Origin of the sequence: Kocuria sp. JC486 (genome assembly GCF_011602805.1) — a bacterium.
GTDB lineage: Bacteria > Actinomycetota > Actinomycetes > Actinomycetales > Micrococcaceae > Kocuria > Kocuria soli.
Genome location: NZ_JAAOZS010000005.1, coordinates 15,095 through 40,559 on the forward strand (window position 1 = coordinate 15,095; position 25,465 = coordinate 40,559).

The following is a 25,465-nucleotide window of genomic DNA, read 5'->3' on the forward strand; positions in this document are numbered from 1 at the left end:
AAGGGCGGAGAGACTCAGCGGATGCGGATCCGCCCGGCCTCTTCCGGGGAGCGCGCCGCCACGGTTTCCCCGATCACCGGGTGGCCCGGGAGTTCACCAATCACCAACAGCCCGCCGGAGGTCTGCGCGTCAGCCAGGGTCAGCAGGTGGTCCTCGGTCACTCCGGCGTCGGCATCCAGGTTCGGGCGGACCCAGTCCAGGTTGCGCCGGGTGCCGCCGGAGACGAAGCCGTCCCGCAGTGCCTCCGCTGCGCCGTCGACCAACGGCACGGCGGAGGAATCGAGCACGGCGTTGATCCCGGACGCGCGGACCATTTTGAACAAGTGGCCCAGCAGTCCGAATCCGGTGACGTCCGTGGCGGCCTTGAGACCGGCGTCGACGGCGGCCCGCGCGGCATCGCGGTTGAGCTGGGTCATGACGTCGATGGCGGATTCGAAGACTTCGCCGGTCTGCTTGTGCCGGTTGTTGAGCAGTCCCACACCGATGGGTTTGGTGAGGGTGATCGGCAGCCCGGGCTCCGCGGCGTCGTTTCGCAGCAATCGGTCAGGGCGGGCCGTGCCGGTGACGGCCATGCCGTACTTGGGTTCGGGGTCGTCGATGGAATGCCCGCCGATCACGGGGCAACCGGCCTGCTGGCCCACGTCCAGGCCACCGCGGAGGACCTCGGTCATGAGTTCCATGGGCAGGACCCCGCGCGGCCAGCCGACCAGGTTGATGGCCACCACCGGGGTGCCGCCCATCGCGTAGATGTCGGACAAGGCGTTGGCGGCGGCGATCCGGCCCCAGTCGTAGGCGCTGTCCACCACCGGGGTGAAGAAGTCCGCGGTGGAGAGCACGGCGAGGTCGTTCTGGATGCGGACGGCCGCGGCGTCGTCGCCGTCGTCCAGGCCGACCAGGACGTCGGAATGGTTCTGGCCCTCCAAGGCACGGACGGCGTCCTCGAGCTCACCGGGCGGGATCTTGCAGGCGCAACCGCCCCCGTGTGCATAACCGGTCAGTCTCTGCGTCGAGTCCGTGTCCATGATTTCAGCCTACGACCCGGCGCAAGGCCGGTGATACGTTGACCGACGGAGGTGTCTGTGTTCCTGGTGGGCACCCCGGTCTTCAAAACCGGTGAAACCGAGTAGCTCGGTTTGGCGGGTTCGATTCCCGTCCACCTCCGCCAATCTTCTACCCCCGGAAGGTGCGCGGTGACCAGCGAGGACCCACGACGACGCATTCCCCGCACCGACCACTTGCTGGCCCACCCGGGGGTGATCGAAGCCGGTCAGCGCCTCTCCGAATCGGCGATCCGTGCGGTCATCCGGGAGGCCCAGGACGCCGCACGGGTCGGATCGGTGGCACCCGATGAGGTCGAATCGCTGGTGCTCGATCGGTTGGCGGCCACGTCGGGTTCGTCCCTGACCCCGGTGCTGAACGCCACCGGCATCGTGGTGCACACCAACCTCGGCAGGGCCCCGCTGTCCACGTCCGCGGCCCAGGCCATTGCGGATGCGGCGGGGTACGTGGACGTGGAGATGGACCTGGGCACCGGGCGCCGTTCCAAGCGCGGGGTCGGGGCACGCCAAGCGCTGCTCGATGCCTGCCCGGCAGCGGAGGACGCGCTGGTGGTCAACAACGGGGCAGGTGCATTGGTGCTGGCCACCACGGCTTTCGCCTTCAGGCGCGAGGTGGTGATCAGCCGGGGGGAGTTCGTGGAGATCGGTGCGGGTTTCCGCCTCTCGGACCTCATGACCTCCACGGGAGCGCATCTGCGGGAGGTCGGCACCACCAATCGGACGCACCTACGCGACTACTCGGAGGCCGTCTGCGATCGGACGGGCTGCATCCTCAAGGTTCATCCCAGCAACTTCAACGTCTCCGGGTTCACCTCGGCCGTCCCCGTGGCTGAGCTGCGCCCACTGGCCGATGAACACGATGTGCCGTTGATCGTGGACGTGGGCAGTGGGCTGCTCCACGCGGACCCCGCCATTCCTGACGAGCCGAGCATCACCCAGGCGCTGGAGGCCGGCGCCGACCTGGTGATCGCCAGCGGCGACAAACTGCTGGGCGGCCCGCAGGCCGGGCTCATCCTGGGGCGATCGGAGTACGTCCAGCGCCTGGCCCGCCACCCGTTGGCCCGCGCCGTCCGCTGCGACAAGCTCACCCTGGCCGCATTGGAGGGAACCCTCACGGGGCCGGAGCCGCCGGTCAAGGCGTACCTGCACGCGGACCCGGCGCGTCTCAAGGAACGCACCGAGCGGTTGGCCGCCGCCGTCGGCGCGCCCGTGGTTGCCCACGACGGCCGCGTCGGTGGCGGCGGTGCCCCGGAAGTGCCGCTGCCCGGTTGGGCCGTGCGCCTGCCCGAAACCGTGGCGAGGGATCTGCGCTTGGGGAGTCCCGCCGTCGTCGCCCGCGTGCACGACGGCGCCTGCCTGATCGACCTGCGCTGCATCCCGGAGGCCGACGACGAGCGATTGGCCGCCGCGATCTCGCACGCCGTCCAGAGGCGTGGATCCGGTCGCCCATCGGGCCTGGCGGACGACCGGATCCAGGTCTCGGCGGAGGAAGGGCTCACATGAGCTACGTGATCGCGACCGCGGGGCACGTGGATCACGGCAAGTCCACGCTGGTCCGCGCTCTCACGGGGATCGAACCGGACCGCTGGGCCGAGGAAAAGCGGCGGGGGCTGACCATCGACCTGGGCTTCGCCTGGACCACCTTGCCGTCGGGCAAGGACGTCTCCTTCGTGGACGTTCCGGGCCACGAACGGTTCCTGGGCAACATGCTCGCGGGACTGGGACCGGCACCCGTGGTGTGCTTCGTGGTGGCCGCGGACGAAGGCTGGCAGGCACAGTCCTCCGACCACCGGGACGCGGTGAACGCGCTGGGGATCCGACACGGCATCGTGGCGCTGACCAGGACCGATCTGGCTCCTGGCCGCATCACGGAGGTGACCGGGCAGGTTCGGGCGGAACTCGCCTCCACGGGGCTGGCCGATGCCCCGATCATTCCGGTGTCCTCCACCACCGGTGAGGGGCTGGAAGACATTCGGGGCGCCCTGGACACTGCGCTCACCGCCACACCGCCGCCCGATCCCACCGCGCGGGTCCGGCTGTGGGTGGACAGGGCCTTCTCCATCAAGGGCGCCGGCACCGTGGTCACGGGCACCCTGGGCGGCGGCACCGTCCGGCACGGCGACACCCTCACCCTGTGTGGCGAGCAGGAATCCACGGTCACCGTACGTGGTCTGCAGGCCCACGGCGCAGCCGTCGATTCGATCGTCCCCACCGCACGCGTGGCACTGAATCTGCGGGGTGTGCCCGCGGACCAGATTCATCGCGGCCAGGTGCTGGTGACGCCGGGGGCTTGGCCCACCATCGCGGAGTTCGACGTTCGCCGCAGCACCGGGCCCGAGTTCACGGCGGTTCCCAGCCAGATCGTCCTGCACGTGGGGACAGCAGCGATACCCGCACGTCTGCGACCCTTCGACGGCGACCACGCCCGCCTGCGCATCGACCGTCCGGTCCCCGTGGTGCCGGGCGACCCTCTGATCGTGCGGTACCCGACGGGTGAGGTGGTGCTGGGCGGGGCGCGTGTCCTGGACGTCGACCCGCAGCCCTTGAACCGACGGGGTGACAGCGCCGAACACACCCGGTGGCTCAGCGCGCTGCCGGACGGGGGCGATCCGATCGCCCTCACCCGGCGCCTCTCGGCAGTCCCCCGGGCGCACTTGACCGGGCTGGGCCTGGTAAGCCCCGAGGACCACGTTTCCGCCGAACAGGATGTGGTGGAAACGGCCGGCTGGTGGGTCCACCGGCCGGCGCTGGAGGGCTGGATCAGTGCGCTGCAGGACGCGGTCCGGCAGACTCACCGATCCAACCCACTGGCACCCGGCCTCCCCGTGCCCGCGGCTTCCGAACGCTTGGGAATCGCCGATCCCGGACTCATGGATGCGGTGGTCAAGGGCTCGGGGCTCGTGCACCGCGACGGCGTCCTGGCTGACCCGACGCACGTGTCCCAGCTGGGCGCGGCGGAGGCCGGCGTCCAGGCTCTCGAAGCGCGATGGGTGACCGACCCGTTCGACGCACCCGAGGCCTACGACCTTGATGATCTGCACCTGGGACCCAAGGAACTTGCCGCCGCCGAACGCGTGGGGCGGCTGCTGCGGTTGGGCGACGGCGTCGTCGTGGGGCCCCGGACCCCGGCGCTGGCCATGCGCGAACTGGCCCGGCTCGAGCAGCCCTTCACCACCAGCCAGGCGCGTCAGGCCTGGGGCACCACGCGACGCGTGGCCATCCCCCTGCTCGAACACCTGGACGCACGCGGCTGGACCGTCCGTGAGGACGGCACCCACCGGCGCATCAAGCGGTGAACAACGCCCGGTAGTACCCCGCCTGGGACGGGTAATACGCCTCGAACTCCACCGCCGACGGGTCGCCACCCGACTCAGCAGCAACCAGGCGGTCCAGGTAGAACTCCCATCCCGGACCGGCCTGACTGGCCAACTCTGGGTCGTCCAGACGGTGGGACAGCTCGACCGTGACCTGCGACAGTTCGCGTTGGATCAGATCCAGTTCCAGGTGCCACGCGTCCGCCCCGTCGCCGGTCTCCAGGACCAGACGACGCGGCGGCACACATTCGAGGACCCTCGCCTCCATCGACGGCGCGCCCTCCTCCACCAGCATGGTGACGGCAATCCGACCGCTCGCCGGATCCCCCGACCACGGGCTGAACCACCGGGCGGTCCGCTCCGGGTCCGTCACGGAGGCCCACACGTCCTCGATCGGCGCGTTGAAGGCCCTGGCCACCACCAGGAAGGCATCCCCTTCATGCATGTGGCGGCGGCCGGTGGGATTCGGGCTCATGATTGCCTCCGGTTTCACGTGATGGGTGGACGACGCGGTCAGTTGGACGGCAGCTGGGCCGCGTGCGTCCAGTTGGACGGGAACTTCGGCTGGGCGATGTCCGCCATCTTGGCGCACACCCGGACCACCTGGTTGGAATAGCCGAACTCGTTGTCGTACCAGGCGTAGACCACCACGGTGTTGTTGTTGACCACGGTGGCCAGGCCGTCCACCACGCAGGCGTAGCGCGAGCCCACCAGGTCGGAGGAGACGGTTTCGGGTGAATCCGTGAAGTCGATCTGCCGGCTGTAGGGCGAGTCAAGGGAGATGCCGCGCAGGAATTGGTTGAGTTCCTCGGCGTCGGCCGGGGCCTGGTCCAGTTGCAGCGTCAGCACCGCCATGGAGACGTCCGGCACGGGCACGCGGATCGCGTTGCCGGTCAGCTTGCCCTCCATCTCCGGCAACGCCTTGGCCACGGCCTTGGCCGCGCCGGTCTCCGTGATGACCATGTTCAGGCCCGCGGCCCGACCACGGCGGGAGCCCTTGTGGTAGTTGTCCGTCAGGTTCTGGTCGTTGGTGAAGGCGTGCACCGTCTCCACGTGACCCTGCTGGATCCCGTACTTGTCGTTGAGCACCTTGACCACGGGCGTGATCGCATTGGTGGTGCAGGAGGCCGCGGAGAGGATCTGGTCGGCCGGGTCGATGTCGGCGTCGTTGACCCCGCACACGATGTTCTTCATCTCGCCCTTGCCCGGCGCCGTCAGCAGGACCTTGGAAATGCCAGGGGCTTCCAGGTGACGGGAGAGACCGTCGACGTCGCGCCAGACGCCGGTGTTGTCGATCAGGATCGCGTCGTCGATCCCGTGGGAGCGGTAGTCCACGGACTCCGGGGAATCCGCGTAGATCACCTGGATGTCCACGCCGTTGGCGGAGATGACGTTGCGTTCCTCGTCCACCAGGATCGACCCGTTGAACTTGCCGTGGATGGAGTCCCTGCGCAGCAGGGAGGCCCGCTTGACCAGGTCGTTGCCCGGCTTCTTGCGCACGACGACGGCGCGCAGGTTGAGTCCCGTCCCGTCGTAGCGTTCGACCAGGATCCGGGCCAGGAGTCGCCCGATGCGTCCGAATCCGTACAGCACCACGTCGCGGGTCTGCGGGGTGTTCTGCCCCTGTTGGCCCACCACCGGGGCCAGTTGCTCGCGGAGGTACTGTTCGACGTCGTCGCGCTTGGACTCGTCCAACCCGGCGGCCATCTTGCCGAGGTCGATCTGACAGGTTCCCAGGTCGAGGTTCTGCAGGACGGTCAGCAGTTCCCACGTACGGGCGGTGGTCAATTCCTCGCCGACGACGCGGCGGGCGAAGCGGTGGGCCTTGAGAATGTCCGTCACGGACTTGTGGACCAGGGAGCGCCCGTGGATGTTGAGAACGACTTTGTTCTCACGGTAGAGGCGGCCGATCACGGGAACCATGGCCTCGGCGCGGGTCTCGCGTTCGGCCCAAGTTTCAACTGCAGACACTGATGCCCTGCTTCCTCGGCCGCACGTCCTTGTGTCGGCCGCTTGGTTGTCAGTCATGCCGCGCGATCACACGGTGGGATCACGCACGCGATCGCTCCTGCGACCGCCACGGACGCGAGGTCCCGCGCCCGTCGTCGATCCTACCCGGCGGCCCCGCGCCGAAAGCCGCCGCGGACCGCGCAGCCCGCCCGCGTCGAGACCTCCGAAAAGGCCCAGGTTTCGCGCTGCGAACGGCCGTTTCGGAGGTCTCGACGAGCGTCGCGCACACGAGGGGTCGCGGCACGACGCACGCGGGTGTCAGGCCAGGGTCAGGGCGATTTCCATCATCTGGGTGAAGGCCGTCTGCCGCTCCTCCGGCGTGGTCTCCTCCTGGCGCATGATGTGGTCGCTCACGGTGAACAGCGCCAGTGCATTCACCCCCACCGCTGCCGCGTTCAAGTAGAGCGCCGCAGCCTCCATCTCCACCGCCAGCATGCCCATGGACGCCCAGCGCTGGTTGACCTGGTCATTGGCGTTGTAGAAGACATCGCTCGAGACCACCCCACCCACGTGCGTGGTGGCACCGAGTTCGTCCGCGGCGCGCTTGGCCCGCTCCAGCAGTTGATACGAGGCCAACGGGGCAATGGTGCCCGGCAGTTGGTACTGGTTCGCGTAGTTCGAGTCCGTGGAGGCCCCCTGGGCCATGACGACGTCGTACAGGTTCAGCTGGTCCTGCAGGGCCCCGCAGGAACCCACGCGGATCAGGTTCTGCACCCCGAAGACATTGATGAGTTCCCAGCTGTAGATCCCCATGGACGGCATGCCCATGCCGGTCCCCATGACGGAGACCTCCTTGCCCCGGTAGGTGCCGGTGAAGCCGAGCATCCCGCGCACCTGGTTGAAGCACTCGGCCCCCTCCAGGTACGTCTCCGCGATGAACTTGGCGCGCAGCGGGTCACCGGGGAGCAGGATGGTCTCGGCGATGGGGGCGCCGTCGGGTTGGATGTGCGGCGTGCACTTGCCGTGGGTGTCGAGCATGGGTCTCCTCGAGGTGAACGACCGAAGCGTGATGGAACCGCCAGGATGCCACGCTGCCTCATTCATGCTGCATCGAGATCATGGTTTCCGGCTTTCGTAGGCGTGAACCACGCTGGAAAGCATGATCTCTGCAGCCAAAGTACATTGCGCACAACTCAATTGCGGTCTACGGTTGGATCATGACCAAGATCGCCGGGCTGGACGACCAGCTGTGTTTCGCGCTTCACGCGGCGTCCCGGACCATGACCAACGCCTACCGGGCAGGTCTGCCGGAGATCGGATTGACCTACCCGCAGTTCATCACCCTGGTGGCCCTGTGGGAACAGGACGGCACGACCGTTTCCGAACTCGGCGCGCGCCTTCACCTGGACAGCGGAACCCTGTCCCCGTTGCTGAAACGCCTGGCGGGCATGGGCCTGATCGAACGACGGCGGGAGGCCGCCGACGAACGCCGGGTGAGCATCCACCTGACCCCCGAGGGCCGCGCGTTGGAGAGCCGGGCGGCCGCGATCCAGCGCGACATCTTCCAGGGCATCGACATCACGGACAGCGAAGCGGAGGCGCTGCTCTCCCTCGCCCACCGGTTCACGGCGGCGGCCGAATCGACCACACAGACTTCACGCTGACAAAGCGTGACCGAAAGAATCCAGCACCAACCACCCAGGAGGACACCATGGCAAGCGTGTACACCGCTGAAGCAATCGCCACCGGAGCAGGCCGTGACGGCCACACCCGCACCACCGACGGTCGGGTGGACCTTGATCTGGCCGTCCCCAAGGAGATGGGCGGCTCCGGCGAGGGCGCCAATCCCGAGGAACTGTTCGCCGCCGGCTACGCCGCGTGCTTCCACTCGGCACTGCAGCTGGTGGCCCGCAAGGAGAAGGTCGACCTGGGTGATTCCAGCGTCGGCGCCCGCGTGGGCATCGGCCCCAACGACGCCGGCGGCTTCGACCTGGAGGTCACCCTGGAAATCGTGATCCCCGAGGTGGAGCACCAGAAGGCCGTCGAACTGGCCGAGAAGGCGCACCAGGTGTGCCCCTACTCCAACGCCACCCGCGGCAACATCCCCGTGGAACTCGTGGTCACCGACGACTGAGACCCGGCGAGCAGCACAGGGATCAGTCGGACGCAGCGGCCCTCAGCTCGGACACCTTCCGGGCGAGGGCCGCCGCGTCGTCGTCCCCCAGCCGAATCCCGAGTTCCCGCACACCGTCCACGACCTCCGCCACGGAGATCTCCTGGGACACGGTCGGCTGTCCCGGGTGCCGCTCCGTGCGGGTGCTCTGTGTGAGCGTCACGTGCCCGTGATCCAGGTGCCGCATGACCATGAGGTTCGAACGGAACTTGGACTCCGGCCACTTGGAGGTCATGTGGTGTCCCATGGTCACGTCCACGGGGTGCACGGGGAGGTCGTCGTGGACGTGCTCAAGGGCCCCGTTCCTGGTCAGCGCCCAGACCGAATCCCCGTGGTCGCCCCACCGTTCGATCCGGAACTGGCGGTCGCCCTCCCCCTGGGTTGCGCCGTCGCGCAGCTCGATCGGACGGGTGATGCTGAACCCGAAGCCCGGGTCGCACAGCCAGTCGACACCGTCGAGCGTGACGACGACGCTCATGTGCGTCCGCGGCGAATCCAGCCCTCGCACCCGCCCCAGGGCCCGGCGGAAGGTGTAGCCGTGGTGTTCGAGTGCTGCGGCGAAGAGCTGGGAGTGCTCGAAGCAGTACCCACCGCGGCCCTTGACGACCAACTGCTGCTGGACGTTGCGCGGCTCGACCCCCGGGTGCCGCCCCAGGAGGACATCCACGTTGCCGAACGGCAGAGTGCGCACGTGGGCGTCGTGGAGTTCCGTCAGCAGGTCCAGGTCCGGAGCCACCGACGACGGCACCGGGGTGCCCGCCAGCCCGATGGCTTCCAGGTACGCGGGCACGTCGAAGTCCTCCGTCTGCCAGGACGCTCCGGACAATGCTGCGGTGCTCATGGCGCGAGCCTATCGGTGGGCCCTGTTCCCTTCCGTAACACCCGGTTGAATCGCACTTCCTGAAGCGCGCACGATGAATCCATGGACAAGCTCGCGCTCATCACCGGGGCATCGGCCGGTATCGGCCTGGAAATCGCCAAGCAGCTGGCCGACCGTGGCTACGACATCGCCGGGGTCGGTTCCGGGGACCGCATCCACGACCTCCAGGCCAAACTGCCGGGCGTGAACGTGACGCCGATCCAGGCGGACCTGCGCACCGAGGAAGGCATCGAGCAGGTCTGGTCCCAGGTCGAGGCGCTGAACCGTCCCCTGGACGTGGCCGTGCTCAACGCCGGGCGCAGCCTGGGTGGCGCGTTCCTGGACACGGACCTGGAGACGGAGAAGGAGATGATCGCCCTCAACATCACCTCCCAGGTCCTGCTGGCCAAGAAGGTGGTCCGCACCATGGCCGACCAACGCGACGGACGGATTCTGATCACGACGTCGATGTCCGCTCTCACGCCGACCCCGTACGAGTCGATCTACGGCCCCACCAGGGCCTTCATGTTCAGCTTCGCCGAAGGCCTGCGGGAGGAGATGAAGGAGTACGGCGTCACGGTCACCGCGCTGCTGCCCGGGGCCACGGCCACCGACTTCCACCAGACCGCGGATATGGGCAACACCATGTTCGGCTCCAACGACTGGAAGAACGATCCGACGCTGGTGGCCCAACGCGGCGTGGAAGCCCTGTTCGCGGGGAAGGACCACGTGATCGGCGGGGACGCCAAGACCCGGCGCGCAGCGGTGGTCAACAAGTTCCTCCCGGAACGCATCAAGGCCGCCCGATTCGCCAAGGACAGCAAGCCGACGTCCTGACCCCGGCGTCCGCTTGCCGTGCGGCGGTCAGTGGGCCGCGACGGCGTCGTCGTCCTCCGTGTGCACGTGGTAGATCTCGTGGCCTGAACGCCTGAGGTTCCCGCTGAGGAACCAGTAGAGCGCCAGGGCCAGGAGGGAAACGGCCGCGAGGATGAAGAAGATCGTGGCGTAGCTGGCCGCCCGCTCACTCGAGGCGAGGGACGCGAAGCCCATGAACGATACCCTCGAGTTCGTGATGGCGGCCGTGTAGGCGATGCCGATCGGGATGGCGATGTTGATGGTCAGGTTGTAGAAGCCGATGGCCACACCCGATTTCTCCGGGGCGATCTCCCCGACCGCCGTGGACAGCAGCGGGGCGTACATGAGCGCGTACCCGGCACCGAACAGCCCGATGCCAATCACGTAGAACCCGATCCATTGATCCGTGAACACCGCCGGGACCAGGAATCCTGCGGCGATCATGGCCAGGGCGATGGTCACGGCCTGGCGCGAGTTCAGCACCTTGGCGATGGCCCCGGACAGGGTCCCGACGACGACGGCCAGGATGTACCCCGGGACGAACAGCAGCGATGTCTGGGCGACGTCCATGCCGAACAGGTCCGAGCCCAGGAACGGCAGGACGAACACGAAGCCCAGGTTCACGGAGTAGACCACGAAGACCACGAGCAGCACGAAGACGTAGGGCTTGTATTTGAAGAATTCGCTGGTCACGATCGCGTTCGCGTGTGTGCTGATGTGCCACACGAACACGGCGATGCCCACTGCCACGGGCAGGAGCCAGATCCAGTTGAACGCCTGCATGAACATGATCAGCCCGCCCGCGATCACGGCGATCAGGAACGGACCCAGGATGTCGAAGCTCGAACGGGTGGAGGCGCTCTTGGGCACGAAGGCGAGCACCCCGGGGATGGCCAGTACGGCGATCAGGGAGACCAGGAACAGGGCGGTCCAGCCGACGTAGGTCGCGATGAACCCGCCGCCGACCACACCGATCAGCAGCGACAGCTGGAAGGCCGCGGTGGAGAACCCGAGGTAGGTCTTCTGGTCCTTCTTGGGCAGGTACTTGGTCACGTAGACCACGTACAGCGTCTCCGCCGCGGCGAAACCTGCGGTCTGAATGATGCGGCCGGTCAGCACCCAGGCGAAGGATTCCTGGCCCAGGTAGCCGATGACCGATCCGATGCCCACCATGCTCAACGCTGCCAACAGGAGCTTGCGGATGCTGATGAAGTCGGCCAGGGACGAATAGACCACCGCACCGATGCCGATGATCACACCGGCCAGGGTGGCCTGGAGGCTCACGGCGTCCACGGACAACCCCAGGTCTTCGGAGATCGGCAGGTTCAGGCTCTTGAACCCGTTGTCCATGACCAGGCAGAACACGAAGAGGAACAGCAGGACGGGTACGGCACGCTTGGGCTTCGCCGCTCGATCGGTCGGCTGCCGGGCGAAACCAGCGGCGGCTGAGGGGGCCGCCTCGGTGGACTCAGACATACTGCTCTCCCCTTGTAGGTGTTCGCTTGGGTGTTCGCTCTGGGTGTTCAGCGTTCCCTCCGACTGTCTCAATCGGGGCAACGGCTGTCCACTTGCCCGTGCCCTACGGCGTGGTCGTTCGCCTCACGTTCCACAGAAGGTCACGAACGACGACGACGAACCGGGCCCCTCCAGCCCGGCGAAACGCTCATCCGGTTCGAACGGTGCCCGCACAGCGCCGAGCAGTCGGGTGAACTCCCCCAGGTCACCGACCTCGGCCGCGCGCAGTGCACGCTCCAGGTGGTGATTGCGCGGGATGTAGACCGGGTTGGTCCGCGCCATGAGCTGCGGGTCCGCGGCACCGTCGGGGGCCCAAGCCCGTGCCAGACGTTCCCTTTCGGCGACCCAGGCGGCGGCGTCATCGCCCTGGACCACGTCCTCGAGCCGGTCCTCGGTCACGGCACGAAAGAACAGCGTGAAGTCGAGCCCTCGCGTTTCCAGAAGATCGAAGGTCATCTCCACGAAAGCCCGGTACTCCCGCACGGCATCATCGGGAGCCCCTGCCAGGTCCACGCCGAGCTTGGCCGCCATGCCGCGGGCCAGGGCGGCGTCGTAGGTGGGCTCGAACTCCTCGAGCACCGTGGTCGCGGCGTCGACCGCGGTATCGGCGTCGTCGTCGATCAGATCGATCAGGGCTTCGGCGAAACGGGAGAGGTTCCACAGAGCCGCCGCGGGCTGATTGCGGAAGGCGTAGCGCCCACCGCGGTCGATCGAGCTGAACAACGCATCGCGGGTGAAGGTGTCCACGAAGGCGCAGGGGCCGTAGTCGATGGTCTCCCCGGAGATGGTCATGTTGTCCGTGTTCATGACCCCGTGGACGAAACCGACGAGCATCCACCGCGCAACCAGTTCGGCCTGCGAGCGCATCACGCTTCGCAGCAGTTCCAGGGACGGATTCTCGGCCTCCGCCGCCTCTGGCCAGTGGCGTCGGATGGCGTGGTCGGCCACCGCACGCTTGACCTCGGTGGCCCGGTGCACGGCGGCGAACTGGAACGTGCCCACCCGTAGATGGCTTGACGCCACGCGCGTGAGGATGGCCGCGGGCTCCGCGTCGGGCTGCTGGCGCTGGATACGTTCACCGGTTGCCACCACCGCCAGGCCGCGAGTGGTCGGGATGCCGAGGGCGTGCATGGCCTCGCCCACCAGGTATTCGCGCAGCATGGGGCCCAGCGGGGCCTTGCCGTCGCCACCGCGGGAGAAGGGCGTGTGGCCACTCCCCTTGAGGTGGAGGTCGTGCCGGGTACCTTGCCGATCCAGCACCTCGCCGACCAGGAGGGCGCGCCCGTCGCCGAGTTGCGGGACGAACTGCCCGAACTGGTGCCCGGCATAGGCCTGGGCATAGGTGGCCGGTTCGTCGTCGTCGGCCCATCCGGTCAGCAGCGCGAGTCCGTCGGGCGAGCGCAGGAAGTCGGGGTCCAGACCGAGGTCTCGGCTCAAGCGGTCGTTGAGCACCACCAACGACGGCGACGGCGACCGTTCGGCGGACCAACGCACGGACATCTGTGGGATGTCTTTCGCGTACGTGTGCTCAAGGTTCGGACGTTCCGTCATGCCTGCCTCCCGGACGGGGCGCGGTGCGTGACCACGAGCGTCAGGATCGGGGTCATCAGTCCCACTTTGTCCGTCCGCATCATCAGTTCTGCTGCACCCTTCCGATCAGTCCCTGGACGTTGTCGAGCGTACGGGCCGCACGTTGCTCCGGTGTCAGGGTTTCGTCCATCTGCCGGATGCCGTCGGGCTTCTTCCGCCCTTGGGTGTAGTCGCTGCAGGCCAGGTCCGCGCACACGTAGGTGCCCAGGGAGTTGTAGTGGTCGCGCTTGGTGCGCGGCCGTTGGATGGAGACCAGCGAGATCCCGCTTCCGGGATGAAGGGTCATGCAGAGCTGGCACATCTGGGCATTGCCGCTGCCCTTGCCGGCCTTCTTCTGCAGCACGATGCCGCGCAGGCCATCTTCGGTCTCCGCCACCATGTAGCCGTTCTGCGGAGCCTTGGGGTCGATCCAGGCCAGGAAGATCCTTGATTCCCACCCGTCCAGGACGTCCTTGGGGAGATTGATCCGCTGGGCCTCGCCCTTGGAACAGTTGATGAAGCTCTTGCGGATCTGGGTTTCGGTGTACGTGAGCATGGCGATTCCTCAAATGGTCAGGGGTCCGTCCGGGACGGATGGGCAGAACGAGATGGCCAATCGAGATCAACGTGGTCGAGATCCGATTGGCTGCATCAGCTCTGTCTTCTGTCGGCACTGAACAAGCCGACAACCTCCTGACGCCTTTGGCTCACATTGCGGTACGGATGCGTACGGCTTCGAGGCTACACCCGGACCGTTATTGAACCGGCGGGGCTCCTTCACGTCCGATCAGGTGCGCCACGCCACATGAGGGCGTATCGTCTATACGCAGCAGGCTGATTAATTCATCGATCCACGCCTTCTTCTTGTGCCTGTCCCCAGGCACCGGCGAGAGACCACCCCAAGGAGCGATCATGGCTGAGAACAACGGCGCCGAATCCACAGAGACCCACGGCACACCGCGCCAAGCCACCCCTTCCGGCCACGCCCTCCCGGGTGCCCCCGCCCCGAAGGCGCCGGCCCCCGAGGAACCGACTCAGCCACAGGCACCCCTGCCGCCCGCCTCCGATCAGGCCGCACCCGCCACCGTGACGGCCACGGGAAACTCCACCGGGGCGGAGCCCACGCTGCGCGCCCAGCAGTCGACCTACCTCACCACCGCCCAGGGCGGACGGCTCCCCACCACGGATCACTCCTTGCGCGCCGGTGAGCGCGGCCCGGTACTCCTTCAGGACCATCACCTCCGGGAGAAGATCACCCACTTCGACCACGAACGCATCCCCGAGCGTGTGGTCCACGCCCGCGGTGCCGCGGCCCACGGGGTGTTCCGCGCCAACGGGGCCGCCAAGTCCATCTGCCGGGCGAGCGTGTTCGACCAGGGCAAGGAGACAGAGGTCTTCGTGCGCTTCTCCACGGTCCTGGGCTCCCGCGGTTCCGCCGACACCGTCCGCGACACCCGCGGTTTCGCCGTCAAGTTCTACACGGATCAGGGCACCTGGGATCTGGTGGGCAACAACATCCCCGTGTTCTTCATCCAGGACGCCATCAAGTTCCCCGACGTCGTCCACGCCGCCAAACCCCACCCCACCCGGGAGATCCCGCAGGCCCAAAGCGCCCACGACACCTTCTGGGACTTCGTCACGCTCCACACGGAAGCCACCGCACACACGCTGTGGAACATGTCCGACCGCGGAATCCCGCGCTCCTACCGCATGATGGAGGGCTTCGGCATCCACACCTTCCGCATGAGCAACGACGACGGCACCACCAGCCTGGTCAAGTTCCATTGGAAGCCCCGGCTGGGTGTGCACTCGATGGTGTGGGAGGAGGCCCAGATCGCAGGAGGCATGGATCCGGACTTCCACCGCCGCGACCTGGCGGACGCCATCGAGTCCGGTGCCCTCCCCGAATGGGACTTGGGAGTTCAGGTGTTCCCGGACACCGAGGACCAGATGTTCGAAGGCATCGATCTGCTGGACCCCACCAAGATCGTTCCGGAAGAGCTGGCCCCCGTGAAGATCATCGGGACCATGACGTTGACCAAGAACCCGACCAACTACTTCGCGGAGACCGAGCAGGTGGCCTTCCACCCCGGTCATCTGGTCCCGGGCATCGACGTCACCGCCGACCCGCTGCTGCAGGGCCGCCTGTTCTCCTACCTGGACACCCAGATCAGTCGCCTGGGTGGCCCGAACTTCGCCCAGCTCCCCGTCAATCGGCCCCACGCCCAGGTCAATGACATGCAGCGCGACGGCATGCACCAGAGTGCTGTGCATGCGGGCGTGGCACCGTACAAGCCGAATTCCTTGGACGGTGGCTGCCCGTTCTTTGCCGGTGCGGACCAGGGCGCTTTGATCGACGTCCCCGTCGCGATCAAGGGCGAGGCCACGCGGGAGAAGCCCGCGAGCTTCGAGGACCACTTCTCCCAGGCGCGGCTGTTCTACCGCAGCCTGGCACCGGTGGAGCAGGAGCACACGGCCTCGGCATACGCGTTCGAACTGGCCAAGTGCTACGAACCGGTGATCCGCGAGCGTGCCGTGCGCGTGCTCACTCACGTGGACCAGTCCCTGGCGGAGTCCGTGGCGGTCAAGCTCGGCCTTCCCGCACCTGAGCCCGTGGACCTGACGAGCACGCCCACAAGCCCCGCCCTGTCACAGGTGGGGCAGGAATGGCCGGTGGACGGACGTCAGGTGGCACTGTTGACCTGCGAGGAGTCCGACGCACAGGTAGTGGCCGACCTTGCAGAAGAGATTTTCCGCGCCGGGATGGTCCCCCTGGTGGTTGCGCCGACCGGTCAGCCCTTGGGTGATGGAGATTCGGCCGTGGCGGTGGCCCGCACGTACTTCACGGCTCGCTCCATCGAGTTCGACGCCGCGGTGGTCGTGGACCTGCCCGCCGAACCCGAGCCCGCCGTGGGCGTCATGTTCGGAGAACTCCAGCGGCAGGGCAAGGCGGTCGCGGTGCTCGACTCAGCGATGGAGGCTGCCGTCGCCGTCGGGCTGGACCGGGAGTACGAGGGCACCTCGCGTATCGCCAGTACCGGGGAGGCGCTGCCGGCCTTGCGGTCCGCCCTGGCGCGGCACCGGGTCTGGGCGCGCTGACCGCCCCGGAGGGGTCAGGGCACGACCTCCAGCAGCTTGGCCTTGTCCACCGGGACCTCGCGGAGGATCAGGCGCGAGTTCACAGAGGCGACGTCGTACTCGGACTTGAGGACCTCGATCACCGACTCCAGCTCGGACGCCCCGGAGCAGACGATGTGGAGTTGGTAGTCGTACTCCCCTGTCAAGCGCAGGGCGCCGATGACCTGGGGCACCTTGGTGAGGGATTCGGCGAACTCGACCCGGGAGACGCCGTCGTGAAGTTTGATGTCGCTGAGGACGCCGAGCTCCATACCCAGGGCACGTTCGTCGATCACCACGGTGCTGCCCGTGATGACCCCGCTTTCACGCAGCCGTCTCATGCGGTCGGCCACGGTGTTCGGCGCCAGGCCGACCGCTTGGGACAGCTGCTGGTAGGACGCGCGTCCGTCCCGCGAGAGTTCTCCGATGATGGCTCGATCGATGCCGTCCAATGCCATGATTGAGAAATCCTCCCCGAAACTCGAAATTTGGTGAGATTCTCTCACCAACAGCTCTATTGCACTCGATGATCCGGCGTATAAATCGGGCCTTTGTTGCGTACCGTTCGGGCCATGGACCTCCTCTTCGTCAAGGTGGCACTCGCGCCGCTCATCATCCTGATCGCAACCCTGATCGCTCGCCGCCTGGGCCCGCGCGCGGGTGGCTTCTTCATCGGGCTGCCCACCACGGCTCTGCCGTTCATGCTGACGATGTACCTCATGCTGGGCCTGGAGTCCGCGGTGGTCACCGCCACCGGCGCAATCACCGGCCAGTTGACGTGCGCGCTCTTCTGCATTGCCTACCCCCGCACCGGGCCCCGCCTGGGAGCCTTGAGTTCAATGGTTGCCGCACTGGCGGTCGCCGCCGTCCTGGGGCTGGCCACCGTGGCGCTTGGGGCGCCCATGGTCGTGGCGGGGTTGGCCCTGGTGGTCATCCTGGCCGGACTGTTGACCTGGCCGGCGGTCACGGGGGAACTGACCCCGGCCCGGAATCGGCGGTGGGACCTCCCGCTGCGCATGGGAATGGCCTGCGTGACCGTGGTGACGGTGTCCTCCTTGCAGCCCTACCTGGGCACTGCACTCGCAGGCGCCGTGGCCTCCCTGCCCACGATCCTCATGGTCATGTGCCCAGCCGTCCACCACGCGGAAGGGGTGGGCAATGCCGTGGAACTGACCCGCGGAACCCTGACCTCCATTCCCGCCACAGTGGTGTACCTGGTGAGTTTCGTGCTTCTGGCTCCGCACGTCGGCATGTGGTGGGCACTGGCCGTGAGCCTGGTGGCCATCCCGATCACAACCGTGGCAGTCTCCCGCGGACCCGTGCTGCTCAGAGAAGTGGTCCGATTCCGCAGGCCCCTGACCACCAGCGGCACATCCGAGCCTGAACGCTCTCGCCCTGGACCGGTCCTGACCCAGAGATGATATGTATGCTTACTATCGTCACTTGCGTCTCAGAAAGGACCCACCGTGAGCAACCATCCAAATGCTCGTCACACGCCCCGAGATACCGGAGCAACTCGCGTGAACGACGAGTCGGACACCAAGGATGTTGTGGCCCAGAAGAGCAAGAACGAGGCCAACCAACTCAAGAATCAAGCCGCAGGATCCAGTGAGCGCGTTGCCGAAACAGCCAAGGACAAGGCCGGCAACGTCAAGGACGAGGCCGTCAACCAGGCCCAGGATCTCTTCGGTCAGCTGAAGGACGATGTGCAGGGCTACGTGGGCCCCCAGCAGGAGCGGGCAGCCTCCACCGCCCGGTCCGTCAGTGACGAGATCGGTGCCATCTCCCGTGGTGAGCAACCCCAGTCGAATTACGTGGGCGGCGCTCTCGGTGGCCTTTCCGGGTATGCGGACTCGTTCGCGTCGGCCCTGGAGAACAAGGACCCTCAGGAACTTCTGGGTGATGTCCGCCGTTTCGCCTCCCGTCGCCCCGGCACCTTCCTGGCCCTGGCCGCCGGCATCGGCCTCCTGGCAGGACGCGCCACCCGTGGTGCCAAGGACAGCGACGAGGTCCCCACCGACGCCCAAGGTGCCAAGGAATTCTTCGGCACCACGGAGTCCGACACCACGGAACAGGAGGGCAGGACCCGATGAGCCACCCACTTCCCCCGTCGGAGACCCAGGTCCGCGCGGAGCGTGAATCCCTGGGAGACATGTTCAAGTCTCTGAGCACCAACCTCACCACCTTGATCCACCAGGAGATCGCCCTGGCCAAGGCCGAGGTCACGCAAACGGCCAACAAGACCAAGGACTCCGCGAAGGTCATGGGCAAGGGTGCGGGGATGCTGGGCGGGGCCGGAGTTGCCGGCCACTTTGTCCTGCTGTTCCTGTCCCTCGCGATCATGTGGGCGCTGGGCAACGTCATGAACCTGGCGTTTGCGGCGCTGATCGTCGCCGCCCTCTGGGGCGTGATCGCCGGGATTCTGGCCATGCTCGGCAAGAAGAACCTGGACCGCGGCCAGAAGACGTTGCAGCAGGCCACCAGCGACCCCATGGCGCAAACACGTCAGACCGTCACCGAAATCCCTGACACCGTGAACCCGTCGAAGGAGACCCCATGAGCCAGCAGACCCCCGAAGAGATCCGTGCCGAGATCGAAGCCACGCGGTTGCGATTGGGCGCCGACGTCGACGCCGTGACCGAGAAGGTCACGCCCGAGAACGTGGTGGCGCGCCAGAAGGGCAAGGTGCGCGGCAAGTTCCAGAACGCCCGTGAGCGCGTCATGGGCTCCGCCGACGACGCCCGCTCCTCCACGGAGGACACGTTGGGCAACCTGCGGGATTCCGCGGGTGAGAAGGCCGACCAGGCGCGTCAGGCCATTGGCAACGCACCCGGTGCAGCCAAGGCCAAGACCCAGGGCAACCCGCTTGCTGCGGGTCTCATAGCCCTGGGGGCCGGCCTGCTCGTCGGCTCCTTGCTGCCCTCCAGCTCGAAGGAGCAGAGGCTGGTGGGCCAGGCCGCGGATCGCGTACAGCCCCACGCTCAGCAGGCAGCACAGTCGGTCAAGGGCGCGGCTCAGGACATCGCGCAGGACATGAAGCAGCCCGCACAAGAGGCCGCTCAGTCCGTCAAGGAAACCGCCCAGTCCGGCGCGCAGGACGTCAAGTCGCACGGGCAGCGGGAGGCCGGGAACCTGAGGGATTCGGCCCAGGACTCCGCCAAGTCGGTCAAGAACGAGGCACAGAACAACTGACCTCCGGAGAGGCCCCACATACCGGTAAAGGTTGCCCCGTTGCTCGTGAGCAACGGGGCAACCTTCGTCGTTCATGAGCCAGGTGTTCGGCGTTGACAGCAGGCGTAGCGTCGAGCCATGACTACCCCCTCGCAGCCGAACAGTCCTGAGCAACGGGCCACCACCGACGTCGTCGTGATCGGTGCAGGTCCCGTTGGGGAAAACGTGGCGCAGTACGCCGTGGAAGGCGGACTGTCCGCAACCCTGGTGGAGCACGAGTTGCTGGGCGGCGAGTGTTCCTACTACGCGTGCATCCCCAGCAAGGCCTTGCTCCGGCCGGCGGATGTTGTGGGAACCACGCGCGATCTGCCGGGGGCCACACGGTCCTCCGTGGACGTTGCCGACCTCCTCTCCCGCCGTGATGCGTGGGTCTCCCAGTACGACGACGCCGGACAGATCACCTGGGCGGAGAACGCGGGGATCACCGTGTTCCGGGGGCACGGGCACCTGGTCGGCGAGCGCCTGGTTGCCGTGGACAGCGATTCCGGGACCCGGATGGTGGAAGCCAGGCGTGCCGTGGTTCTGGCCACGGGTAGTTCGCCCGTGATCCCACCGGTGTTCCACGGTGTAGAGCCGTGGACATCGCGCGACGCCACCGGGGTTCAAGAGATTCCGGAGCGCCTGGTGATCGTGGGCGGCGGGGTTGTGGCCTGCGAGGCCGCCACGTGGATGACCGCATTGGGCTCGCGGGTGACCATGCTGGTCCGCGGTGATCGCCTGCTGTCCGGGTGGGAGGACTTCGCGGGACAAACCGTGGCCCAGTCCCTGGGGGACAGCGGTGTGGATGTGCGCTTCGGGGCTGAAGTGCACTCGACTTCGCGCCCCGATTCGGCCTCCACGGGGTTGGGACGGATCCACGGCGGCTCGGTGGCACTGTCCTTGAGCGACGGTTCCGCGCTGGAAGCCGACGAGGTCCTGGTGGCCACGGGTCGACGCCCCGCCCTGGAGTCCGTCGGTCTGGATGCCTTGGGGTTGGCCCCGGAGGACGTTCTGTCCGGCGAACTGCCCGGTTGGCTGCACACCGTCGGGGACGCCAGTGGTGCCGCTCCCCTGACGCACGTTGGCAAGTACCACGCCCGGGTTCTGGGAACCCGGTTGGCCGCCGAAGCGGGTGGCCGCGGTGATCGCCCTGCCCCGAAGGTGGTTCCGGTTCCGCAGGCCGTGTTCACGCAACCGCAGGCGGCTTCTGTGGGACGCACCGAACGGCAGGCACGTGGGGACGGGGTGGAGGTCGTGGTCTCCGAGGTGCCTTACAACGCAGCGGCCGGGACCGCGTTGCTCCGGGACACCGTGCAGGGTTCGGCCAAGATCGTGGTGGATCGCCAGACCGGAGCGTTGATCGGCGCCACTTTCGTGGGCCCCGATGCCTCGGAACAACTGCACGCTGCCACCGTGGCCGTCACGGGTGCCGTTCCCGTTCACGTGCTGCGGCACGCCATCCCGAGTTTCCCCACGGCTTCCGAACTGTGGCTGCAACTGCTGGAAGGGCTCCCCGCCGACCTGCGGTGACCTTGCGTGGTGGTTCATGATTTCGGGTGGGATGACAGTGCGTGACGGTGATTTGGTCGCGCTTTTCCACAGTTTGGTGCTGTGAGTTCCCTGACGGGCGGCCCGTTGCTTAGGGTCAAGGCACATTGACCCTGGTGAGACCTGACTCACACGCACAGGGGTTGTGTTGGTCCTGCCCAGGAGGCTTGCTTTGTCCCGTCGTTTCGCTGTGCTGAGTGTGTCCGCCGTCCTTCTTTTCTCGGGGGTCCTGACCGCGTGCAACAACGACGACGACCGAGGCGACCCGGCCCCCTCGGAAACAACCACCTCTGCCGCTGCGGCGTCATCGGCCCCTGCCCAGGACGAATACGTTCCGGCCTCCTCCGAGGGGCCCGCCAAGAACGTCCCCACACCCACCAAACCGGCCCTGGCCGACGAGGAATCCGTGGAAGGCGCCCAGGCGTTCCTCGACTACCTCTCGGATGCAAGGGCCTATGCGCAACAGACCGGGGACACCTCGCTGGCCCGCGAGGTCACCGCGGAAGAGTGCTACTCGTGCACGGAGCATTACGACAATCTGGACTCCCATTACGAGGCAGGTGGCTGGGCATCCGAAGGGTACGAGAAATTCACCATTCTCAGCGAAGACCTTCCCGTTGACTCGTATGGCCTCTACGCCCCTGAAATCAGCATCGAGGCTGACGACATCACAATCTGGGACGACAAGGGTCAAGTGGTCCAAGAAGCCCGTGGTGAGGACGGGAGCGAAGATCGCATCCTGGTTCACCTGGACTATCGGGAAGGCCAGTGGACCTACGTCACCACTGCTCCCCTGGGATCATCGTGAAACGCTCGGGCGCAGCCGGACTAGCCACCCTAATAGCTGTCGTTGTCTACGGCCTGCCACAGGCGTCGGCAGACGAGAAGGACGGTTTCTACTCCACCCCCTATAGCTACTCCAACAACCCAGTCACCAGCGCCCAAGCCGACGGCGGGTCCGTGGTGGTGCGGGGGTCGGACTCCCGGGGTGGGTCTCCGGGCTCTTCGGGATCTTCCGGCGGGTCGATGGAGATCGAAATCGCGGAGGAGGCAGTGGCTTCTGCGGAGTCGGCGGGCGGCGGGGAACCGTTGAGCCTTCTGGACTACGAGTCCTCGCTGGTGCAGTACACGACGACCGTGATGGATGAGGAACGGGAGAACTCCGGGGTTCGCGGCAAGTTGCCCGATGCCGGTTCCGGTCAGTACTCCGTGGTGGACACCTGTGCGGACGCGAAAGACCAGGAGGCCTGTCAGGACGAGGAGTCCTGCACCATGGCCGACGGCGGCACCGGGCAGAACTACTACGTCGAGTTCGCCGAGGGCCCCGGGAAGTCCGACACCCAGCGGGTGTCCCGCCCGTTGTGCCTGCCCGCCGGTGAGGTCCCCGACTCAGGGTCCATGCCCATCCCGGTGTTCACCGTCGAAGACCTGCAGCGCCTGGACATCGCTGCTGCGACCTCGGTGGTGGAACCCGCCCCGCACACGCTGGTCAACTACAACACCAATGTCTACGCGGAAGCCGAAGCTCAGGAGTTCACCACCACCCTGGCCGGATACCCCGTGACGGTGAGGGTCTACCCGATCGAATACACCTGGGACTACGGGGACGGAACCACCCTGGGCCCCACGCAGTTGACCGGGTACCCGCTGGACGAGAACGAATGGGACCTCGAGACGGACACCAGCCATCGTTACACGGAGACCGGGGACGTCCAGGTCGGCTTGTCCACCACTTTTGAAGGCGAGTATTCCGTGGCCGGCGGGCCCTGGCTCGCCGTCGACGGGACCTCCACGGTGGACAGCGCCCCGGTGGATGTGAGCGTGTGGCGGGCGAAGGTCCGCAACTACGCCGATGACTGCAACGAGAACCCTGCCGGAGCCGGCTGCTGACCGGCCCCGCGGGATTGTCTGCGGCGTAGGGTGTCACCGGCGGTGTCACGCCAGGTCAGCAAGTATCGACGTAGTTGGGGGTCATGATGTCCAGAGTCGTTGTCATCGGGGGCGGGTTCGCCGGAGTGTGGACTGCGGCGGGGGCCGTCCGCCTCGCTGAATCGGAGGGCACCGGAGAACCCGTACATGTCACGCTCGTCGCGCCGAATGACGACATGGTCATCCGCCCACGTCTCTACGAAGACAACCCGGAGACCATGCGAGTGGCTCTGGACCGCATCCTGGGGCCGATCGGCGTCGATCGGATCGCGGCCACAGTGACGGACATCGACACCGACGCCCACACCGTGACCGCGTTGGATCGGGAGGGACGCCACATCGAACTGCCCTACGACCGCCTGGTCATGGCTGCCGGCAGCTCCCTGGTCCGCCCCCAGATTCCCGGGGCAGAGCACCTGTTCGACGTCGACACCATGCCTTCCGCGGCTCGTCTGCACTCCCACATCAACCGCCTGGACACGTTCCAGGGGCACCCGGGCCAGTTCACGGCCGTCGTCGTCGGTGGAGGGTTCACGGGTCTGGAAGTGGCCACGGAACTCCCGTCACGTTTGAAGCGTGTTGCGGGTGGCCAGCCCGTGCGCGTGATTCTGGTCGACCGTGCCGAAGAGCTGGCGGCACCCTTGGGCGAGGGCCCGCGACCCACCATTGCCGCAGCACTCGAGCGGCACGGCGTGGAGGTGCGTCAGGCGGCCTCCGTGGAATCGGTGACGGCCGACGGCGTCGTACTGACCGACGGCGAGGCCATTCCTGCCGCCACAGTCATCTGGACGGCGGGCATGAAGGCCAGCGCCCTCACGGAGCAGATCCCCGCCGAGAAGGACCGGCTGGGGCGCCTGTCCGTGGACCGGAACCTGAAGGTGGTGGGCGTCCCGGACGTGTACGCCACGGGTGACTGTGCAGAGGCCCAGGCCGACCCTGACCACCTTGCCATGCAGGCCTGCCAGCACGCCGTGCCGCTCGGCAAGCACGCCGGGTACAACGTGGCAGCGGATCTCCTGGGGCTCGAGCCCGTGGAGTTCGCCCCGGATCAGTACGTGACGTGCTTGGACCTCGGCCCCGGAGACGCCGTGTTCACCACGGGATGGGACCGTCAGGTGCAGATGACCGGGCAGGAGGCCAAGACCCTCAAGTCACAGATCAACACCGAGTGGATCTATCCGCCCGTGGACGACCGTGCGGCCATCCTGGACCTCGCGGATCACCGGCGCACCTGGCCGATCGACTGACCCGATTCTGGACGGCAGAGGGCGGCGGGCAGGGCGTCAGTCGCCGAATGCCTCCAACAACGCGGCGGCGGATTCCTTGCCCAGCTGGTTGGCGGCCAAGGGGCTGTCCCCCGTCAGTAGGTTGCGGTCACGGGTGGTCGCCCCGGACATGTCCGAGTTGGTGACCTCGATGCCGGCCTCCTGCAACGCCTCGCCCAAGGCCCACGGCATCTTGCCGGGCAGGTATCCGATCTCCACGTTGGGCCCGAAGTCCAGGGCGTCCGGGAACGCCACGATCTTGTACCCGGCGAACGGGTTGGAGTCACCACCAAGACCCGCAGCCAACAGTCCCGCAGGGCCGTGGCACAGGCTGATGACCAGGCGGTCGTTGGCCAGGAAGAACTCCAAGGCCTTGCCCAGTTCCGGGCTGGCGGGAAGGCCGTTCATGGCCCCGTGACCGCCGGGGATGAAGATGGCAGCGTAGTCGTCCAGCCCGCTGTCCAGCAGGTCGGCCAGCTTCTTGGGCGACTTGAAGCTCTCTTGGGTGAGCTGCCAGGCGGCTTTGACGGCGTCGTCGTCGTGAGGGAAGGCCCACCACTCGAACTTGCCGGGTCCGCCGCTGACCGTGGCGACATCGATGCCGTAGCCCGCTTCCGCGATGTGGTGCAGGGGCAACAGGGTCTCCACGGGGTGGTTGCCGGTGGAGAAGAACGTGCCGTTCTGCATGAGCATGTACCGCTCGTCCGTGGCCACCACCAGCACCTTCCAGCGGCCGCCGTCGTACTTCTGGTCAGTGCCCAGGCCGTCGAAGTCCGTGCGACTGGCGGTGTACTGGGACAGCGAATACGGCGAGGGGAAGAACGCGTTGTCCTCAGCCTGGTCGGCGGTGGGGGTGCGGTCCTGGTTCTGGTCCATCACGGATCCTTTCGACGGCTTGCTGCGGCTGCGCTGTTCAGGTCGACAGCGAGCTTTTCCTCCACGGTACGTCCGGGAACCCAGTGCGCTGCCGAATTCCTGTACCCGCGAACAGCCCCGAGCAACGGATGACAGAACGGGGAAGGGGGGAACCCCGCTCCCCCCGTCCCCCTCCCCCCCCCCGGACCCCTTACGGCCCCCCCCCCCCCCGGGGCGCCGGGGGGGCC

General features: G+C 67.1%; 24 protein-coding genes and 1 tRNA gene. 15 read left to right on the forward strand and 10 right to left on the reverse strand.

Annotated features, from left to right (window positions below; all coding sequences use genetic code 11):
* Positions 1 to 14 precede the first annotated feature (14 nt).
* Positions 15 to 1,022 (reverse strand): selenide, water dikinase SelD, encoded by a 1,008-nt coding sequence (selD, locus tag GWK18_RS04305; protein ID WP_166833421.1) that lies wholly within the window; start codon positions 1,020 to 1,022, stop codon positions 15 to 17.
* A 47-nt stretch (positions 1,023 to 1,069) separates the two neighbouring features.
* Here selD and GWK18_RS04310 point away from each other — a divergent pair.
* The 3 genes from GWK18_RS04310 (at position 1,070) to selB (ending at position 4,354) form a co-directional block, all read left to right on the forward strand.
* Positions 1,070 to 1,165: transfer RNA gene (locus GWK18_RS04310), tRNA-Sec, on the forward strand.
* Between the two features lie 25 nt (positions 1,166 to 1,190).
* Positions 1,191 to 2,561, forward strand: coding sequence for an L-seryl-tRNA(Sec) selenium transferase (gene selA, locus GWK18_RS04315; RefSeq protein WP_166833423.1), 1,371 nt, complete (start codon positions 1,191 to 1,193; stop codon positions 2,559 to 2,561).
* Positions 2,558 to 4,354, forward strand: coding sequence for a selenocysteine-specific translation elongation factor (gene selB, locus GWK18_RS04320; RefSeq protein ID WP_166833425.1), 1,797 nt, complete (start codon positions 2,558 to 2,560; stop codon positions 4,352 to 4,354). Before selA ends, selB begins: the two co-directional genes overlap by 4 nt.
* Here the strand turns inward: selB and GWK18_RS04325 are convergent.
* From GWK18_RS04325 to deoD, 3 genes are all read right to left on the reverse strand, one after another.
* Complete coding sequence (locus GWK18_RS04325; protein ID WP_166833427.1) at positions 4,344 to 4,847, reverse strand: SRPBCC family protein; 504 nt, start codon at positions 4,845 to 4,847, stop codon at positions 4,344 to 4,346. The genes selB and GWK18_RS04325 overlap by 11 nt on opposite strands.
* Before the next feature lie 38 nt (positions 4,848 to 4,885).
* Positions 4,886 to 6,343: a glyceraldehyde-3-phosphate dehydrogenase gene (locus GWK18_RS04330; protein WP_123824407.1), complete on the reverse strand. Its 1,458-nt coding sequence runs from the start codon at positions 6,341 to 6,343 to the stop codon at positions 4,886 to 4,888.
* A gap of 297 nt (positions 6,344 to 6,640) precedes the next feature.
* Complete coding sequence (gene deoD, locus GWK18_RS04335) at positions 6,641 to 7,360, reverse strand: purine-nucleoside phosphorylase (RefSeq protein ID WP_166833431.1); 720 nt, start codon at positions 7,358 to 7,360, stop codon at positions 6,641 to 6,643.
* A gap of 179 nt (positions 7,361 to 7,539) precedes the next feature.
* Here deoD and GWK18_RS04340 point away from each other — a divergent pair, with 179 nt between their 5' ends.
* Positions 7,540 to 7,986 (forward strand): MarR family transcriptional regulator, encoded by a 447-nt coding sequence (locus tag GWK18_RS04340; protein ID WP_123824405.1) that lies wholly within the window; start codon positions 7,540 to 7,542, stop codon positions 7,984 to 7,986.
* A gap of 47 nt (positions 7,987 to 8,033) precedes the next feature.
* Positions 8,034 to 8,456, forward strand: coding sequence for an organic hydroperoxide resistance protein (locus GWK18_RS04345; RefSeq protein ID WP_123824404.1), 423 nt, complete (start codon positions 8,034 to 8,036; stop codon positions 8,454 to 8,456).
* Positions 8,457 to 8,478: 22 nt separating this feature from the next.
* Here GWK18_RS04345 and GWK18_RS04350 read toward each other — a convergent pair whose 3' ends face one another.
* Positions 8,479 to 9,336 (reverse strand): arylamine N-acetyltransferase, encoded by an 858-nt coding sequence (locus GWK18_RS04350; RefSeq protein WP_166833433.1) that lies wholly within the window; start codon positions 9,334 to 9,336, stop codon positions 8,479 to 8,481.
* A gap of 81 nt (positions 9,337 to 9,417) precedes the next feature.
* Between GWK18_RS04350 and GWK18_RS04355 the strand changes: the two genes are divergently transcribed.
* Positions 9,418 to 10,191 carry an SDR family NAD(P)-dependent oxidoreductase gene (locus GWK18_RS04355; protein ID WP_166833435.1) on the forward strand — a complete coding sequence of 258 codons (774 nt, stop codon included), beginning with the start codon at positions 9,418 to 9,420 and terminating at the stop codon, positions 10,189 to 10,191.
* 27 nt (positions 10,192 to 10,218) lie between these two features.
* Here the strand turns inward: GWK18_RS04355 and GWK18_RS04360 are convergent, their stop codons facing one another.
* From GWK18_RS04360 to GWK18_RS04370, 3 genes are all read right to left on the reverse strand, one after another.
* Positions 10,219 to 11,685: an MFS transporter gene (locus GWK18_RS04360; protein WP_166833437.1), complete on the reverse strand. Its 1,467-nt coding sequence runs from the start codon at positions 11,683 to 11,685 to the stop codon at positions 10,219 to 10,221.
* Positions 11,686 to 11,808: 123 nt separating this feature from the next.
* The gene (locus tag GWK18_RS04365; protein ID WP_166833439.1) at positions 11,809 to 13,275 is read right to left on the reverse strand and encodes a protein adenylyltransferase SelO family protein; all 1,467 of its coding nucleotides are present in this window, start codon (positions 13,273 to 13,275) and stop codon (positions 11,809 to 11,811) included.
* An 82-nt stretch (positions 13,276 to 13,357) separates the two neighbouring features.
* Positions 13,358 to 13,849, reverse strand: a complete 492-nt coding sequence (locus GWK18_RS04370) for an FBP domain-containing protein (RefSeq protein WP_166833441.1) — start codon at positions 13,847 to 13,849, stop codon at positions 13,358 to 13,360.
* Positions 13,850 to 14,205: 356 nt separating this feature from the next.
* On the opposite strand from GWK18_RS04370, the gene GWK18_RS04375 reads away from it, so the two are divergent.
* Positions 14,206 to 16,392 (forward strand): catalase, encoded by a 2,187-nt coding sequence (locus GWK18_RS04375; protein WP_166833443.1) that lies wholly within the window; start codon positions 14,206 to 14,208, stop codon positions 16,390 to 16,392.
* Between the two features lie 14 nt (positions 16,393 to 16,406).
* On the opposite strand, the gene GWK18_RS04380 is transcribed toward GWK18_RS04375, so the two are convergent.
* Entirely contained in the window at positions 16,407 to 16,868 is a 462-nt protein-coding gene (locus GWK18_RS04380) for an Lrp/AsnC family transcriptional regulator (protein ID WP_123824396.1), read from the reverse strand.
* A gap of 114 nt (positions 16,869 to 16,982) precedes the next feature.
* Between GWK18_RS04380 and GWK18_RS04385 the strand changes: the two genes are divergently transcribed.
* From GWK18_RS04385 to GWK18_RS04420, 8 genes are all read left to right on the forward strand, one after another.
* Complete coding sequence (locus GWK18_RS04385) at positions 16,983 to 17,831, forward strand: hypothetical protein (RefSeq protein WP_166833445.1); 849 nt, start codon at positions 16,983 to 16,985, stop codon at positions 17,829 to 17,831.
* Positions 17,832 to 17,930: 99 nt separating this feature from the next.
* Positions 17,931 to 18,503, forward strand: a complete 573-nt coding sequence (locus GWK18_RS04390; protein ID WP_166833447.1) for a hypothetical protein — start codon at positions 17,931 to 17,933, stop codon at positions 18,501 to 18,503.
* Positions 18,500 to 18,970 (forward strand): phage holin family protein, encoded by a 471-nt coding sequence (locus GWK18_RS04395; protein ID WP_166833449.1) that lies wholly within the window; start codon positions 18,500 to 18,502, stop codon positions 18,968 to 18,970. The genes GWK18_RS04390 and GWK18_RS04395 overlap by 4 nt, the downstream gene beginning before the upstream one ends.
* The gene (locus GWK18_RS04400) at positions 18,967 to 19,602 is read left to right on the forward strand and encodes a DUF3618 domain-containing protein (RefSeq protein WP_166833451.1); all 636 of its coding nucleotides are present in this window, start codon (positions 18,967 to 18,969) and stop codon (positions 19,600 to 19,602) included. Before GWK18_RS04395 ends, GWK18_RS04400 begins: the two co-directional genes overlap by 4 nt.
* Before the next feature lie 117 nt (positions 19,603 to 19,719).
* Positions 19,720 to 21,150, forward strand: a complete 1,431-nt coding sequence (locus GWK18_RS04405) for an NAD(P)/FAD-dependent oxidoreductase (RefSeq protein ID WP_166833453.1) — start codon at positions 19,720 to 19,722, stop codon at positions 21,148 to 21,150.
* 190 nt (positions 21,151 to 21,340) lie between these two features.
* Positions 21,341 to 21,976, forward strand: a complete 636-nt coding sequence (locus tag GWK18_RS04410) for a DUF6318 family protein (RefSeq protein WP_166833455.1) — start codon at positions 21,341 to 21,343, stop codon at positions 21,974 to 21,976.
* Between the two features lie 218 nt (positions 21,977 to 22,194).
* Complete coding sequence (locus tag GWK18_RS13070; protein WP_245192847.1) at positions 22,195 to 23,058, forward strand: hypothetical protein; 864 nt, start codon at positions 22,195 to 22,197, stop codon at positions 23,056 to 23,058.
* Between the two features lie 86 nt (positions 23,059 to 23,144).
* Entirely contained in the window at positions 23,145 to 24,344 is a 1,200-nt protein-coding gene (locus GWK18_RS04420; protein ID WP_166833457.1) for an FAD-dependent oxidoreductase, read from the forward strand.
* Positions 24,345 to 24,380: 36 nt separating this feature from the next.
* On the opposite strand, the gene hchA is transcribed toward GWK18_RS04420, so the two are convergent.
* Complete coding sequence (hchA, locus tag GWK18_RS04425) at positions 24,381 to 25,238, reverse strand: glyoxalase III HchA (RefSeq protein WP_166833459.1); 858 nt, start codon at positions 25,236 to 25,238, stop codon at positions 24,381 to 24,383.
* Positions 25,239 to 25,465: the final 227 nt, after the last annotated feature.

What these genes read in the sequence shown, in the direction of transcription:
- selD (WP_166833421.1), bottom strand. Translation starts at nt 1,022, where the DNA reads ATGGACACGGACTCGACGCAGAGACTGACCGGTTATGCACACGGGGGC.
- selB (WP_166833425.1), top strand. Translation starts at nt 2,558, where the DNA reads ATGAGCTACGTGATCGCGACCGCGGGGCACGTGGATCACGGCAAGTCC.
- GWK18_RS04325 (WP_166833427.1), bottom strand. Translation starts at nt 4,847, where the DNA reads ATGAGCCCGAATCCCACCGGCCGCCGCCACATGCATGAAGGGGATGCC.
- deoD (WP_166833431.1), bottom strand. Translation starts at nt 7,360, where the DNA reads ATGCTCGACACCCACGGCAAGTGCACGCCGCACATCCAACCCGACGGC.
- GWK18_RS04340 (WP_123824405.1), top strand. Translation starts at nt 7,540, where the DNA reads ATGACCAAGATCGCCGGGCTGGACGACCAGCTGTGTTTCGCGCTTCAC.
- GWK18_RS04345 (WP_123824404.1), top strand. Translation starts at nt 8,034, where the DNA reads ATGGCAAGCGTGTACACCGCTGAAGCAATCGCCACCGGAGCAGGCCGT.
- GWK18_RS04350 (WP_166833433.1), bottom strand. Translation starts at nt 9,336, where the DNA reads ATGAGCACCGCAGCATTGTCCGGAGCGTCCTGGCAGACGGAGGACTTC.
- GWK18_RS04355 (WP_166833435.1), top strand. Translation starts at nt 9,418, where the DNA reads ATGGACAAGCTCGCGCTCATCACCGGGGCATCGGCCGGTATCGGCCTG.
- GWK18_RS04360 (WP_166833437.1), bottom strand. Translation starts at nt 11,685, where the DNA reads ATGTCTGAGTCCACCGAGGCGGCCCCCTCAGCCGCCGCTGGTTTCGCC.
- GWK18_RS04365 (WP_166833439.1), bottom strand. Translation starts at nt 13,275, where the DNA reads ATGACGGAACGTCCGAACCTTGAGCACACGTACGCGAAAGACATCCCA.
- GWK18_RS04370 (WP_166833441.1), bottom strand. Translation starts at nt 13,849, where the DNA reads ATGCTCACGTACACCGAAACCCAGATCCGCAAGAGCTTCATCAACTGT.
- GWK18_RS04375 (WP_166833443.1), top strand. Translation starts at nt 14,206, where the DNA reads ATGGCTGAGAACAACGGCGCCGAATCCACAGAGACCCACGGCACACCG.
- GWK18_RS04380 (WP_123824396.1), bottom strand. Translation starts at nt 16,868, where the DNA reads ATGGCATTGGACGGCATCGATCGAGCCATCATCGGAGAACTCTCGCGG.
- GWK18_RS04385 (WP_166833445.1), top strand. Translation starts at nt 16,983, where the DNA reads ATGGACCTCCTCTTCGTCAAGGTGGCACTCGCGCCGCTCATCATCCTG.
- GWK18_RS04395 (WP_166833449.1), top strand. Translation starts at nt 18,500, where the DNA reads ATGAGCCACCCACTTCCCCCGTCGGAGACCCAGGTCCGCGCGGAGCGT.
- GWK18_RS04400 (WP_166833451.1), top strand. Translation starts at nt 18,967, where the DNA reads ATGAGCCAGCAGACCCCCGAAGAGATCCGTGCCGAGATCGAAGCCACG.
- GWK18_RS04405 (WP_166833453.1), top strand. Translation starts at nt 19,720, where the DNA reads ATGACTACCCCCTCGCAGCCGAACAGTCCTGAGCAACGGGCCACCACC.
- GWK18_RS13070 (WP_245192847.1), top strand. Translation starts at nt 22,195, where the DNA reads ATGGAGATCGAAATCGCGGAGGAGGCAGTGGCTTCTGCGGAGTCGGCG.
- GWK18_RS04420 (WP_166833457.1), top strand. Translation starts at nt 23,145, where the DNA reads ATGTCCAGAGTCGTTGTCATCGGGGGCGGGTTCGCCGGAGTGTGGACT.
- hchA (WP_166833459.1), bottom strand. Translation starts at nt 25,238, where the DNA reads ATGGACCAGAACCAGGACCGCACCCCCACCGCCGACCAGGCTGAGGAC.